This is a genomic window from Streptomyces africanus (genome assembly GCF_002150735.1).
Lineage (GTDB): Bacteria > Actinomycetota > Actinomycetes > Streptomycetales > Streptomycetaceae > Streptomyces > Streptomyces africanus.
Window position 1 is genome coordinate 1 of sequence record NZ_MUKA01000334.1, and the last position, 13,838, is coordinate 13,838.

Below are 13,838 nucleotides of genomic sequence, written 5' to 3' on the forward strand. Positions count from 1 at the left end.
GAGCTGCTCCACCCCGCGTCGGTGAATGCAACGTTACGTCACCGCGGAGCACGGATGCAAATCGCTTACGCAGCGGCACCCCGCTCCGCCGGGCTGCGCACCCACCCGACTCCAGCCACAACGCCGAGCACCGAGCAGCCCACAGTCACGAACCCCGGCATCAGGCCGACAGCTCCTGCCTGAGCGCATCCCGCAACCGAGCCGCCCGCTCCGCCACAGACTCCGGCCCCAGGGACACCGCCCGATCAGCCCACCGCTGCCCTTCCGCCAGCTCCCCCCGACGCGCGTAGACCAGGGCCAGCCGCAACGCCGCCCGCCCGTGCCCGGCGTCAGCCGCCCGGGTCCACCACACCGCCGCCTCGGGCTCGCTCCCCTCCCGGGCCAGCAGCAGCCCGAGATTGAACGCCCCGTTGCGGGACCCGGCCTCGGCCGCCTCCCGGTACCACCGAGCCGCCTCGACGACGTCCCCCCGGGCGGCGGCGAGCATGCCCACCCGCACCTGCGCCCGCCGGTGCCCCTGCGAGGCCGCTCTCTCGTACCACTCCTCGCACTCGCTCCGCCGGTGCACCGGCTCTCCGAGCTCGTGCGCGGGCTCCGGCGGCCGGCGCGCGTCGAGCACCGTCGCCAGCCGGTACGCGGCCTCGGCGCTCCCGCCCCCGGCCGCACACCGCAGATGCCGCTCGGCCTCCTGCTCGTCGCCGTCCCGCAGCCGGGCCATGCCGACCTGGAGCGCCGCCTCGGTGTGCCCGGCGGCCGCGGCACGCTCGTACCAGCGCAGCGCGGCCTGCTCCTCGCCCCGGCCGGCATGCAGGATGCCCAGGTTGAAGGCGGCGTCCACGCTCCCGGCCTCCGCAGCCTTGGAGAACCACGGCTCGGCGCCGGTCTCGTCCCCGGCCCGCAGCAGCAGGATCGCCAGCGCGTTCGCGGCTTCCCGGTGCCCGGCATAGGCCGCGCGCCGGTACCACTGCTCGGCCTGCGCGGTGCGCCCCTGCTCGGCGCAGAGCAGCCCCAGGTTGTAGGCGCCGTTCACATCGCCCGCGTCCATCGCGGCCCGGTACCACCGCTCGGCGGTCTGGGTCTCGCCCCGCTCGGCGTGCAGCGCTCCCAGCGCGTTCGCCGCGTTGCCGTCGCCGTCCTGGGCGGCCCGCAGCCACCACACGGCGGCGTTCTCGGTGTCGCCCGCGTCGCGCAGCAGGAATCCGAGCGCGCAGGCGGCCCGCGCCTCGCCGTCCTTGGCGGACGTCAGGTACCAGCGTCCGGCCTCCTTGAGCTCGCCGCGCTTCTCCAGGATGGTCCCGAGATGGAGCGCGGCCCGCCGGTGGCCGCGCGCGGCGGCCTGTCGGTACCACTGCTCGACCTCGTCCGGCACCTGGACACCGCTGTCGCCGTCGGTGTCCCGCGCCGCCTTCCGGTCCAGCCTCCGGGCCAGACGGTACGCCGCCTCACGGTGCCCGCGCTCGGCGGCGACTCGCAGCCACTTCTCGGCTCCGGCGTCACCGCGGTGCTCCAGCAGGTCGGCGAGGGCGTAGGCGCCCAGGGTGTGCCCCTGTTCCGCGGACTGGCGCAGCCAGTACTCGGCGGCGGGTTCGTCGCCGCGCTCGCGGTGGTGCCGTCCGAGGGCGTGCGCGGCCGCGGCTGATCCGGCGACGGCGGCGATCCGCCACCAGCCGGCGGCCTCGTCGGCGTATCCGCGCTGGTGGAGAAGGACTCCGAGGTTGTTGGCGGCGGCCCGGTCGCCCGCGGCGGTGGCGGCACGCAGATGGGGTTCGGCACCGTCGAGATCACCACGGCGCAGCAGCATGGCCCCGAGAACACTCATCGCCTCGACGTCGCCGGCCTCGGCAGCGAGCCGCTGACGCAGCTCCTCGGCCGCCTCGTCGGCGATTTCCCCGGTCTCGTCCGGGGTGTCGGTGTCCTCCCGGCTGGAAGGCTGCACAAAACGCCCTGTCTCGAACAGAGTTGCCTTGTCCCCCATAACGTCCATCGTCGCACCACCTGCAACCTGGGTACACCTGGTATACCGCAGCCAGTGAGGTCACTACAGCGTTTTGTCGACATGCCCACAGAGAGACAAGTCAAACACAGATCTCCCAACTCCCCCCGGCGGCACGGCCGCAGCCTGCACCAGCACATGCGTTCACACATCACGAAGGCCCGGATTCCGTTGTGGAATCCGGGCCTTCGTGGTCGCTCCGTCACTCGGACTTCGCGATTCAGTAGCGGGGACAGGATTTGAACCTGCGACCTCTGGGTTATGAGCCCAGCGAGCTACCGAGCTGCTCCACCCCGCGCCGTTGTGTTCACAACCGTATCACGGCGCGGGGTGGGCATTTGACCAGGCCAGGCCCTAACTGCTCGGCTTCGGGGTCGGGCTGCCGCTCGGCTTGGCGCTCGGCTTGGCACTCGGACTGGCGCTGGGCTTGCTCTCGGCGCCACCGCGGCCGGCTTCGGACTGCGCGTCCTCGGCCCGCTTCAGAGCGTCCTCCAGATCCTTCTGCGCTCGGCCGTACGCCTCCCAGTCGTTGTCCTTCAGGGCCTCCTGGCCCGCGTCGAACGCCTTCTGGGCGTCCTCCAGGGCCTGTTGGACCGTCGGGTTCTCGGACGTCGGCGGTGGCGTCGTGGTGTCGCCCTCGTCCGGTGGCCGGGGGGCCTGCCCCTCAGTTCCGAAGATCTTGTTGAGGGCATCGTCGAGCGTGTTCTCGAAGGCGGTCTGGCCTCCATAGGTGACCAGCACCTTGCGCAGCAGCGGGTACTTCAGTCCACCACCGCGTACGTAGACCGGCTCTACGTAGAGCAGTCCGCCGTCGAGCGGCACCGTCAGGAGGTTGCCGTACTCGACTTCGGAGTCGCCGCCTCTCAGGAGCCTGATGGACTCGGCGATGTCCTCTTGGGAGTTGAACTGGCTCTGGACCTGTTTGGGCCCGTTGACCGTCGTGTTCGTCGGCAGTTTCAGGATTCTGATCTTGCCGTAGTCACTGGCGCCCGCCTCGGCGTCGACCGCCATGAACGCGCTGAGGTTGTCCCGGCCGTTGGGCGTGAAGGTCGTCGTCAGCGAGAACGCCTGTGCCTTCTGGTCGGGCATCTTCATGCTCAGGTAGTACGGCGGCACCGCGTTGCCCGACCGGTTCGTCGGGTCGTCCGGCACCTGCCACACCTCGCTGCCGCTGAGGAACGTCGTGGCGTCCTTCACGTGGTAGCGCGTGAGCAGCTCCCGCTGGACCTTGAACAGGTCCTGCGGATAACGCAGGTGGTCCATCAGGTCCTTGGAGATGTCGCCCTTGGGCTTCACCGTGTCCGGGAAGGCCTTCATCCAGGTCTTCAGGACCGGGTCCTTGGTGTCCCACTGGTAGAGCTTGACCTCGCCGGTGTACGCGTCGACGGTCGCCTTCACCGAGTTGCGGATGTAGTTGACCTGGTTCTGCTGGGCCACCACCGCGCGGTTGTCGTTGGCCGCGGTCAGCGAGTCGGCCGTGGTGTCACCGAGGGTCGTACGCGAGGAGTACGGGTATCCGTTCGTCGTCGTGTACGCGTCGACGATCCACTCGATATGGCCGTTCACCACCGCCGGGTAGGCGTCGCCGTCGATGGTCAGCCAGGGGGCGACCGCCTCGACGCGCTCCTTGGGCGTGCGGTTGTACAGGATCCGCGAACCGTCGCCGATGGCGCCGGAGTACAGGATCTGCGGCTCGCCGAACGCCACCGCGTACGCGGCCCGGTTGACCGGGTTGGAGAGGTTGACCCCGCTGTCGCCCTTGTAGCTGGTGGTCTTCTCGCCGTTGTCGTCGGAGTAGTCGATCTCCTTCTGGGGACCGCCGACGATCGAGTACGTGGTGGTCTTCTCGCCGTAGTAGACCCGCTGCTCGTACGTGCCGAGGTCGCCCTCGGAGGGCAGGTCGGACTCCGTGAAGTTCGGACGGCCCTGGGCGTCGGCGCTGGTGCCCTCGGCGGCGACCACTCCGTAACCGTGGGTGTAACGGAAGTGGTTGTTGATCCAGTTCTTCTTCGGGATGCCCGCCAGGTTCAGCTCACGCAGGCCGATGACGGTGTCCTGGTCCTTGCCGTCCTTGGCGTAGCGGTCGACGTCCAGGTTGTTCGGGAACGCGTAGTAGTTCCTGATCTGCTGGAGCTGCTGGAACGTCGGCGAGACGATGTTCGGGTCCATGATCCGGATGCTCGCCGTGGAGCCGACGTCGTCGCGGAGCGTGGTCTTGTCCTCGGTCTTGCTCGTGCCCGAGTAGTCGGTGACCTTCGTGCCGTCGATGCCGTAGGCCTTGCGCGTCGCCTCGAGGTTCTTCTCGACGTACGGCGCTTCCTTGGCCTGCTCGTTCGGCTGGACCTGGAACTTCTGCACGATCGCCGGGTAGAGGCCGCCGATGAGGATCGCGGAGAGCACCATCAGGCCGAAGCCGATCACGGGCAGCTGCCAGGTGCGCCGCCACAAGGTGGCGAAGAACAGCAGAGCGCAGATGACGGCGATGCAGAACAGGATCGTCTTGGCCGGCAGGTAGGCGTTGGCGTCGACGTACCTCAGGCCCGTCCAGTTGTCGGTCGCCCTGAAGTCGCTGGACTTCACGGCGAGTCCGTACCGGTCGAGCCAGTAGGCGACCGCCTTCAGCGCCACGAAGACGCCGATGAGCACCGACAGGTGCCCGGTGGCCGCCGCCGTGGCGCGGGCGCCGGGGCTGGTGACGCGCAGGCCGCCGTACAGGTAGTGCGTGAGCGCGGCGGCGATCACGGACAGGATCGCGGCGGCGAAGCCGAAGCCGAGCAGGAAGCGGTACCAGGGCAGGTCGAAGGCGTAGAAGGAGACGTCCAGCTTGAACTGGGGGTCCTTCTGGCCGAAGGGCACGCCGTTGACCCACATCAGCCACGTGCGCCACTGGCCGGACGCGGAGGCTCCGGCGATCAGGCCCACCAGGGCCGTGATCCCGATCAGCAGCCACTTCTTGTAGGGCGCGATGCCCATCCGGTAGCGGTCGAGGTTCTGCTGCTCCATGGACATGGCGCTCAGCGGCGGCCGCAGCCGGTGCGCCAGCCAGATATTGACTCCGACCGCGAGCGCCATGAGCAGGCCGAAGACGAAGAAGAGCCCGATCTTGGTCCACAGCGTGGTGGTGAAGACCGACGAGTAGTTCACCGACCGGTACCAGAGCCAGTCCGTCCAAAAGCCCGCGAACATGGTGAACACCATGCCGAGGACGGCCAGGACGCCCAGTGTCATGAGCAGGGTCCGGACACGCCGGGACGGGCGGCCCACTCTGATCCGCGGCCCTGTCGGGCCTCCGCCGCGGTCCGGCATCTGGAAAGCCAAGGTGCGCACCTCGAAGTTCGCTGTTGATTCGTAAGGCCCGCGTCTTCACGGACCGTCCGTGGCCCCCGTGATCGCGGGCCCCCACCTATGCAACTTACTCACCGTTTACTCGGTTCCCGATTCCGGCCGGGAACGAGGCAGGATTGTGACCATGTCCAACACTCCCATGGCGGCGAGCCCGCTCACCCGGGCCGTACTCGAGATCGACGAGTACGTCTCCGGCCTCGGCTGGGACCAGTCCGCCCGCCTCTTCGCACTCGTCGACACCGCCCGGCTCCGGGCCGAACAGCCCTCGCTCGCGGACCGGCTCGGTCTGGACGACGCGTCGGAGAACCCCGGCCTCACCCCGATCGAGCAGGACGAAGTTCCAACGGGCAAGCCGCTCGACGAGTTCCTGGCCACCATCGCCTGGCCCGACGCGGTGGCCGGCTGCGCTCTCGCCGTGGAGCGCCTGATGCTGCCGCCGTCCGCGGAGGCCCAGGTTCCGCAGGGTCTGGACGAGGCCGCGCTGACGAAGTGGGTGGCGGACCACCCGGACCGTCAGGAGGTCCGTATGACGGTCGGGGTCCTGCGCGACGGCACGCGCGAGTCGGCCCTGCGCCTGCGCGAGAAGGACTCCCCGACGGAGGTCCTCACCGGATCCGATCTCGTGCCGGGTCTGGCGGAGGCACTGGCGGCGACGTTCGAGGAGTAGCCGGCGGCTGCGCGGTCCGGGCCGGTCTTCCGGCCCGGCGGGCTACTTACCGCACTTCGGCAGATCGGCGGTGTCGCCGCTGCGGACGTCCTTGAGGGCGCCGAGGGCGTCCTCGATGGTCTTCACCTTGATGAGGGTGAGGCCCTCGGGGGTGTCCTTGGCGGCGGCCGCGCAGTTGTCCGCGGGCGTCAGGAAGTACTGCGCGCCCTTGGCCCGCGCACCCACGGTCTTCATCTCGATGCCGCCGATCGGACCGACCTTGCCCTCGTCGTCGATCGTCCCCGTACCGGCCACGAACCTGCCCCCGGTCAGGCTGCCCGGCGTGAGCTTGTCGTAGATGCCGAGCGCGAACATCAGACCGGCGCTCGGCCCGCCGACATCGGCCAGCTTGATGTCGATGGTGAACGGGAAGGTGTGGTCGGTCCCCGCGGAGATCCCCACGATGGCCCGCTTCTCACCGGCGTCGTCCGACGTCGTCGTGGTGATGGTGATGTCCTGTGTCTTCGTCGGCGTCCGCTTCTCCTTCTCCGCGGCGGCCTGCTCCTTGGCGGGCACGATCGTGAAGCGGACGTCCTGGCCCGGCTTGTGCTTCGTGACGAGCTTCGCGACGTCGGTCGGCTCCTTCACCGCCGTACCGTCGACGGCCTTGATCACGTCCCCGGCGTGCAGCTTGCCCTCGGCCGGGGATCCCTTGACGACCGTCGAGACGATGACCCACGACTTCACCGGAACGTCGAGTTCCTTCAGCGCGGCGACCTTGGCGCTCTCCTGGGACTGGCTGAACTCCTCGGCGTTCTCCTGCGTGGACTGCTCCTCGGTCTTGCCGTCCGGGTAGAGCGTCTCGTGCTGCACCACCTTGTTGTCGTGCGCGAGCCAGCCGTAGACGGCCTCGACCAGGTTCATCCGGTAGTCGGCGCTGGTGACCCGGACCGTCGTCATGTTCAGATGGCCACTGGTCGCATACGTCTTCCGCCCGGAAATCTGGAGCACCGGCTCTCCGCCGTGATCGCCCAGCGTGTTCACCGTCGGCCCCGGGGACATCTCCGAATACGGCACGGGGATGAACACTCCCGCGCACAGGAGCGCGATCAGCATCAGGGTGGAGGCGAGCATCGTCGCGGTGCGGCGTGGCATGACTCGACAGTACGGGACGGTTCTGTCAGCGCACCGTCAGGGCCGCCCGTCCGGGGCGGCCCTGTGCTCTCACACGCTTGTGACCTGCTCTTTTCCCTGGCCTTCAGCGCCCGGCCGGGGCTTCTCCATGGCCTCGCGGAAGCGGGCGTAACCGATGAGTTCCGGGCCGTCCCCACGGGCCTTGCGGGTCCGGTTGGCCCAACTGCCCCAGAGGCCCGCGCCGATCGCAGCCACAAGCGGAATCAGCAACCAGGCGAGCGCCGCCATGCCGACCTCCAACCCCTTGAGCGTCCGCAACTGACTGATCAGCAGATTAACCATCCGCAGTGACAACGCTCACGCCAGGGGTCCGGTTACGCAACCGGAAGGCTGCCTCCCGAATTCAGCAGGCGCCGACCCACTCCTCCGTTCCGTCGGAGAACTTCTGGTGCTTCCAGATGGGCACTTCGTGCTTGAGGTCGTCGATCAGCTTCCGGCAGGCCTCGAAGGCCTCTCCTCTGTGCGGGCACGAGACGGCGACGACCACGGCGAGGTCACCGACCCGGAGATCCCCCACCCGGTGCACGGCCGCCAGCGCCCGCACCGGGAACTCCGCGACGACCTTCTCGGCGATCCGCCTCATCTCGGCCTCCGCACTGGGGTGGCAGGAATACCCCAGCTCCGCCACGTCGGCACCCCCGTCGTGGTTCCGCACGGTGCCCACGAAGAGCGCGGTGCCGCCGGCCGCGTCGTCCCCGACGGCCCGGAACACCTCGTCCACGGAAAGTGCCGTGTCCCGGATCCCGACCAGCCTGATCGGATCCTGCGCGGCCTGCTCACCCGGGTGATCACTCGTGGATGCCATGCCTCCATCGTGCCGTACGCGACCGACAGCGCGGAATAGAGCTATCGACCGGCACGCGCGCGTGGGCGTTGGACCCTCCTACGACTCTCGTACGGCGGGACCGGAGAGGCGGCTCTCCCACGGCGGGACCGGGGAGACGGCGCCGGCGGGCGGGTCAGATACGCCGCCGGGCCTTGCGCGCCCGCCGCACCACCGCGGCCGCGCCCAGCAGCGCCACCGTCGCTCCCGCGGCACCCGCGGCCGTCGCGTCCTTGCGGCCCAGTCGCCGCCCGGCCACCGTGTGCCGGCCGGAGACCTCCTCCAGGAGCTCCGCCAGCACCTCCTCGTTGGTGTACCGCGGCCGCCACCCGGCGTCGTGCAGCCGGCTGCCGCTGACCACCCAGGGGTACATCGTGTACGCCAGGTCCCCGGCCGGAGACGGCGTGAGCCCGATGCGGTGCAGGCGCGCGGCCGCACCGAGCGCGACAGCCGACGGCAGCTCCATGCGCCGGATGCCGCTGAGCTCCTCGACCTCCTCCTGTTCCAGCCACCCGTCGCAGCCGACGGTCAGTTCCCCGTCGACCTTCTCCAGGACGGCGTACTCCAGCGCGCTGCACAGGTCCTCGACGTGGCAGAACTGCCACGCGGGCCGCGACCCGGCGACCACGAGCAGCCGGGGAGACTCGAAGTACCTGGTCAGAGCCGTGTCCGTGCCTCCCACCAGGATCGCCGGCCGCACCACGGTGACGTTCAGCCCCGGGTGTGCCCGTGGTGCCCGCCGCGCCAGCCGCTCGATCTCCAGCAGGTCGCCGACGCCGGTCGCCTCGGCCGTGGCCCGCAGCTCCGCGTCCTCGGAGAGCGGCAGCTCGTTGTCCGGCAGCGCCCCGTAGACCATCGCCGAGGTGCACAGCACGACCCGGTGCACTCCGGCCGCCGCGGCCGCCGTCAGGACGGTCTGCGTCCCTCGTACGTTGTAGGCCGTTCGGGCGGCGGCGTCGGTCTCCAGGTCGAGGTCCAGCGCCAGGTGCACCACCACGTCGGCGCCCCGCAGCTTCTCCGCGATGGCCGGATCCCGTACGTCCAGGATGTGCCACTGCGCCGCGGCGCACTCGCCGCGCCGCTCGTCGATGGCGACGACCTGCTTGACCTCGTCGGACGCGGCGAGCTGCTCGGTGAGCAGGGCGCCGACGCCGTACGCGGCACCGGTGACCGCGACGACGGGTCCGCGCGCCGCGGGGCTCGCGGAACTGGTTGACTGGTTTCGCGCTGCGCGAACCTGCGGATCTGGGGAACTCACCGGGCGTCTCCAGCGGTTGTCTTCAGTACGAGCGCGAGCGACGCGTGCGTACCAGGTGGCATCCATCCTGCCGCAGGCTGTCAGTCGGCGAAGCACCGAGGCCCGATCCGCCCCAGGTGTCTACGCTGGGTGGTGTTGTCGGGCAGCCGCGCCGCCGGAAAGAACCGGCGGCCCTACCAGCCGAGGAATCCCGTGAGTGACACCCCATTCGGATTCGGCCTTCCGCCGGAGGAGCCGGACGACGGCGACGAGGGCAAGAAGAAGGACCAGGAGAGCGGTGGTGGTCAGGGACCGGCCAATCCGTTCGGTTTCGGCGGCCTGCCCGGAGCCGGAGGATTCGGCGGCCCCGGCGGCCCCGGTGCGGACAATCCGTTCGCAGCCATGTTCGGCTCCCTGAACCCCAACGACCTGGGCGCCGCGTTCCAGCAGCTGGGCCAGATGCTCTCCTACGAGGGCGGCCCGGTGAACTGGGACATGGCCAAGCAGATCGCCCGCCAGACGGTCTCCCAGGGCAGTCCTGACGGCACCAAGGACACCAGCGTCGGCCCCGCCGAGCGCAGGGCCGTCGAGGAGGCCGTCCGCCTCGCCGACCTGTGGCTCGACGACGCCACGTCGCTGCCGTCCGGTGCCGGCTCGGCCGTGGCCTGGAGCCGCGCCGAGTGGGTCGAGGCGACCCTGCCCGCCTGGAAGGAGCTCGTCGACCCGGTCGCCGAGCGCGTCGGCACCGCCATGGGCGACGTCCTGCCGGAGGAGATGCAGGCCATGGCCGGCCCGCTGATCGGCATGATGCGCTCGATGGGCGGCGCCATGTTCGGTACGCAGATCGGGCAGGCCGTAGGCGTGCTCGCCGGCGAGGTCGTCGGTTCGTCCGACATCGGCCTTCCGCTGGGCCCGGCCGGCAAGGCCGCGCTGCTGCCGGTGAACATCGAGACGTTCGGCAAGGACCTGAGCGTCCCGCAGGAGGAGGTGCGGCTGTATCTCGCCCTGCGCGAGGCCGCCCACCAGCGGCTCTTCGCGCACGTGCCGTGGCTGCGCTCGCATCTGTTCGGCGCGGTCGACGGCTACGCCCGCGGGATCAAGGTCGACACGGCCAAGCTGGAGGACGTCGTCGGCCAGTTCGACCCGCAGAATCCCGAGCAGCTCCAGGAGGCCCTCCAGCAGGGCATGTTCCAGCCCGAGGACACGCCCGAGCAGAAGGCCGCCCTGGCGCGTCTGGAGACGGCTCTGGCGCTCGTGGAGGGCTGGGTCGACGCGGTGGTCCACGCCGCCGCGAAGCCCCGCCTGTCGTCGGCCGACGCCCTGCGCGAGACGCTGCGCCGCCGCCGCGCCTCGGGCGGGCCGGCCGAGCAGACGTTCGCCACGCTGATCGGCCTGGAGCTGCGCCCGCGCCGCCTGCGTGACGCCTCCCGTCTGTGGGCCTCGCTCACGGACGCGCGCGGTGTCGACGGCCGGGACGCCCTGTGGCACCACCCGGACATGCTGCCGACGGCCACCGACCTGGACGACCCGGACGGCTTCGTGCACCGCGAGCAGATCGACTTCTCCGAGCTGGACAAGATGCTCGGGGAGGCGGCGGACAAGCCCGACCTGAAGAAGCCGGACCTCAAGAAGGGCGAGGACGAGGGCGAGGGCGAGAACAAGGGCGACGACGCCGAGTGAGCCTGTACGACGACGCGGTCCTCGTGCTCAAGGAGTACGAGGACCAGACGGACCTGCGCCAGGCCTACCTCGACCATCTGGCGCAGCACCCGGACGGCCTCTGGAAGGCCTGCCGTGCGGGCCACATCACGGCGAGCGCCCTGGTGATCGACGCCGAGGCCGGGCGAGTCCTGCTGACCCTGCACAGAAAGCTGCGGATGTGGCTCCAGATGGGCGGCCACTGCGAGCCGGGCGACAGCTCCCTCGCGGCCGCGGCCCTGCGTGAGGCGACGGAGGAGTCCGGCGTCTCGGGGCTCTCGCTGCTGCCGGGCGGCCCGGTGCGCCTGGGCCGGCACCCGATCCCGCCGCCGTGCCACTGCCACTTCGACGTCCAGTACGCGGTCCTGGCGCTCCCGGACGCCGCACACGCGATCAGCGACGAGTCGCTCGACGTGCGCTGGTTCGGGTACGACGAGGTGGCGGAGGTGGCCGACGAGTCGGTCGTCCGCCTGCTGGAGGCGACCCGCGCGAGGCTCGCGGCCTGAGCATGTGTAAGGGGCGGCCGCTGGTGCGGCCGCCCCTTACATTCGGTCCTGACGCTGCGCTGCGCGCCCTCAGGGGCGCGGGGAACTGCGCGACCGGCCACAGACGGGCCGCGGCCTGGGCCGGACCGCACAGTCCCCGGCCCCGATCGGCCCAACCCGCGGAGCGATCAGTTCCAGACGTTGCCCTGGTTCTGACCGCGTGCTCCCTGCTGGCCCATGCCGTACTGGGCGGCGAGGCCCGAGCCGATCTGGGCGTTCTGCGGCGGCAGCAGCTCGCTGGGCTGGACGAGCGCGAAGCCGCTGCCCATGAAGCTCAGCTCCCAGCCCTCGCCGGTGCTGCCGCGGCGCCGCCACACCCCGGAGGAGTGCGTCTGGGCCTGCATCTGCACCCGCAGGCTCGTCGACCAGGCGACGATCGCGTCGGCGTCGCAGTTGACGTACTTGTCGGGCGTCACCTGCATCAGCAGCGGCATGCCCGAGGTCATCAGGGCGATCTTGCCCCGGCCGGTGATGTTGAGCTGGTACTTCCCCGAGCCGGAGATGCCGTAGAGGCTGTCGACGGCGATGACCTCGTGGTGCAGGGAGGAGTCCATCGCCAGCACATAGCTGCTGTCGACGGTGAGGCCGTCCTGCTCCACCTCCATGACGTGGACGTGCTGCTTGAGGTTGGCGAGGTAGACGGTGCCCTGCCCGTGGCAGCGCATCAGGTCGAGTCCCTCACCGGTGTGCGCACGCGAGCGTGCCTGGTTGTTGCTCTGGTACTCGGCGTCGAACTCGACGAGGCCCTGGTAGGCGACCATGGTGCCCTTGCGGGCCAGGATGTCGTCGTGGCCCTCCAGGGCGACGCGCAGCATCTGCTTGTTCTGCAGACTCCAGCGGTCCTGGGTCTGCTGCTCGTTGTAGGCGAAAATCGGGCTCTGCATGGCGTGTTGTTCCCCCTCAGCCCCGGACCCGGATGCGGTCGGTGCTGTCCTCGCTGGGCTGGACGACGACGATGCCCTGTCCGGAGAAGGCCATCTGGTAGGCCTCGCCGCTGCCGCGGCCGATCAGCGACTGTGCCCGGAAGCTGCGCTTGCCCTTCACCTTGAGGTTCGGGGACCAGGCGACCAGGGCGTCGGGGTCGACGTACGTCTCGTCCTCGCCGCCTCCGCAGTCGACGACGATGGGCTTGCCCCGGGAGGTCAGCGCGACCCAGCCCTGCCCGGAGATCCGGGTGTTCCACAGGCCCTGTCCGGCGAACTTCGCCAGGCCCTTGACCCGCTCGACGCCCCACGTGAGGTGGGCGTCGAAGGCGAGCAGGTTGGTGGCGTTGACGGAGATGCCGTCGCCGTTGAGGTTGATCACGACGACGTTCGCCCCGTAGTCGGCGAGGTAGAGCAGGCCGTCTCCCGAGCACTTCATCAGGGGCGCGCCCTCGCCGGTCATCCAGTCCTTGGCGATCTGGCGCACGGCCGGCGGATTGGGCTCGTACTGCACGAAGCCCTCGTAGGCGACCATCGACCCCACGCGTGCGAGGAGGTCGTTTCCGGTCTGCATGGCGACCTTCAGCATGTGGTTGCCGTGGTTCTCCATGCGGGCGGTGACGGGTGCGGGGGCGTGGCCCGCGAGCTGCTGTGTCATGACGGGCTCCCTCAGACCTCGTACGGCTGGACGACGATGAAGTTCCCGGGCGCTCCCCGGAACTGGAGGTTGACGCTCTCTCCGCTGTCCCCCGGGTAGGCGTTGCGGCGCATCCGCACCTGGCTGGAGACGACGACCTGGGCGGCGGCCGACCAGGCGACCACGGCGTTGCAGTCGGCGAACGTGGTGGGCGTGACCGGCAGGACCACGGGCGTGCCGTGGGTCTTCACGACGATCGTGCCGGTGCCTGTGAACTGCATCGTGAACAGCGCGCCCCCGGGGATGCCGTGCCCCTCGATGCGACGCACCTCGTACTGCAGGCCCTCGTCGAAGGCGAGGACGTTCTCGGCGGAGACGCAGATGCCGTCGCCCTGGAGCTCGATGGGGTGCAGCATCGTGGAGTCCTCGGCGAGGAACACCTGCCCCTGGCCGGTGCAGCGCATCAGCTGCATCTCCTGGCCGGTCGCGTTGCCCACGATCCGGCCGGCGAAGCCGGCGCCCTTGTAGCTGAAGTCGACCTTGCCCTGGTAGAGCACCATGCTGCCCTGGCGGGCAAGCACGGGCTGCCCGCCGATGCCGAGGTCGACGCGGACGAGCTTCTTGTTCTGCTGCGTCCAGCGCTGCCCGGTGGGTGTCTCCTTGAACTTCTGGAGCGCGGCGGCGACACCGGGACCCTGCGGTGCTCCCTGGGGAATTCCCTGAGGCGCTCCTTGCGCCCCTCCGTAGGGGGCGTGCCCGGGCGGCTGCTGACCGTAGCCCGGGCACGCCCCCTACGG

General features: G+C 70.1%; 11 protein-coding genes, 1 tRNA gene and 1 pseudogene. 3 read left to right on the top strand and 10 right to left on the bottom strand.

Translation table 11 applies throughout. The features are described from left to right. Positions 1-160: 160 nt before the first annotated feature. The 3 genes from CCL05_RS34400 to CCL05_RS34410 form a co-directional block, all read right to left on the bottom strand. Entirely contained in the window at positions 161-1,984 is a 1,824-nt protein-coding gene (locus CCL05_RS34400; RefSeq protein ID WP_208641680.1) for a tetratricopeptide repeat protein, read from the bottom strand. 233 nt (positions 1,985-2,217) lie between these two features. Beyond that, a tRNA-Met gene (locus CCL05_RS34405) sits at positions 2,218-2,291 on the bottom strand. Between the two features lie 56 nt (positions 2,292-2,347). Next, positions 2,348-5,299: a UPF0182 family membrane protein gene (locus CCL05_RS34410; RefSeq protein WP_167409670.1), complete on the bottom strand. Its 2,952-nt coding sequence runs from the start codon at positions 5,297-5,299 to the stop codon at positions 2,348-2,350. A 163-nt stretch (positions 5,300-5,462) separates the two neighbouring features. Here CCL05_RS34410 and CCL05_RS34415 point away from each other — a divergent pair, with 163 nt between their 5' ends. Next, positions 5,463-6,005 carry a PPA1309 family protein gene (locus CCL05_RS34415; protein WP_086564573.1) on the top strand — a complete coding sequence of 181 codons (543 nt, stop codon included), beginning with the start codon at positions 5,463-5,465 and terminating at the stop codon, positions 6,003-6,005. Positions 6,006-6,047: 42 nt separating this feature from the next. On the opposite strand, the gene CCL05_RS34420 is transcribed toward CCL05_RS34415, so the two are convergent. The 4 genes from CCL05_RS34420 to CCL05_RS34435 all read right to left on the bottom strand — a co-directional run bounded on the left by CCL05_RS34420 (position 6,048) and on the right by CCL05_RS34435 (position 9,259). Then, positions 6,048-7,139: a YlbL family protein gene (locus CCL05_RS34420; protein ID WP_086564574.1), complete on the bottom strand. Its 1,092-nt coding sequence runs from the start codon at positions 7,137-7,139 to the stop codon at positions 6,048-6,050. Between the two features lie 69 nt (positions 7,140-7,208). Next, positions 7,209-7,406, bottom strand: coding sequence for a hypothetical protein (locus CCL05_RS34425; RefSeq protein ID WP_086564580.1), 198 nt, complete (start codon positions 7,404-7,406; stop codon positions 7,209-7,211). Between the two features lie 115 nt (positions 7,407-7,521). After that, positions 7,522-7,983, bottom strand: a complete 462-nt coding sequence (locus CCL05_RS34430; RefSeq protein WP_086564575.1) for a molybdenum cofactor biosynthesis protein MoaE — start codon at positions 7,981-7,983, stop codon at positions 7,522-7,524. A 154-nt stretch (positions 7,984-8,137) separates the two neighbouring features. Then, on the bottom strand, positions 8,138-9,259 hold the full coding sequence (locus CCL05_RS34435; RefSeq protein WP_010047640.1) for an SDR family oxidoreductase: 1,122 nt from the start codon (positions 9,257-9,259) through the stop codon (positions 8,138-8,140). Positions 9,260-9,451: 192 nt separating this feature from the next. On the opposite strand from CCL05_RS34435, the gene CCL05_RS34440 reads away from it, so the two are divergent. Together CCL05_RS34440 and CCL05_RS34445 are read left to right on the top strand one after the other, a co-directional pair. Then, positions 9,452-10,918: a zinc-dependent metalloprotease gene (locus CCL05_RS34440; protein WP_086564576.1), complete on the top strand. Its 1,467-nt coding sequence runs from the start codon at positions 9,452-9,454 to the stop codon at positions 10,916-10,918. Then, a complete protein-coding gene (locus tag CCL05_RS34445) occupies positions 10,915-11,442 on the top strand; it encodes an NUDIX hydrolase (RefSeq protein ID WP_086564577.1) in 528 nt (175 codons plus the stop codon). Before CCL05_RS34440 ends, CCL05_RS34445 begins: the two co-directional genes overlap by 4 nt. Positions 11,443-11,609: 167 nt before the next feature. On the opposite strand, the gene CCL05_RS34450 is transcribed toward CCL05_RS34445, so the two are convergent. The 3 genes and pseudogenes from CCL05_RS34450 to CCL05_RS34460 all read right to left on the bottom strand — a co-directional run. Then, positions 11,610-12,365, bottom strand: a complete 756-nt coding sequence (locus CCL05_RS34450; RefSeq protein WP_086564578.1) for an AIM24 family protein — start codon at positions 12,363-12,365, stop codon at positions 11,610-11,612. Positions 12,366-12,381: 16 nt separating this feature from the next. Further along, on the bottom strand, positions 12,382-13,062 hold the full coding sequence (locus tag CCL05_RS34455) for an AIM24 family protein (protein WP_086564579.1): 681 nt from the start codon (positions 13,060-13,062) through the stop codon (positions 12,382-12,384). 11 nt (positions 13,063-13,073) lie between these two features. Next, positions 13,074-13,823, bottom strand: a pseudogene (locus CCL05_RS34460) (AIM24 family protein); the annotation flags it as partial. Positions 13,824-13,838: the final 15 nt, after the last annotated feature.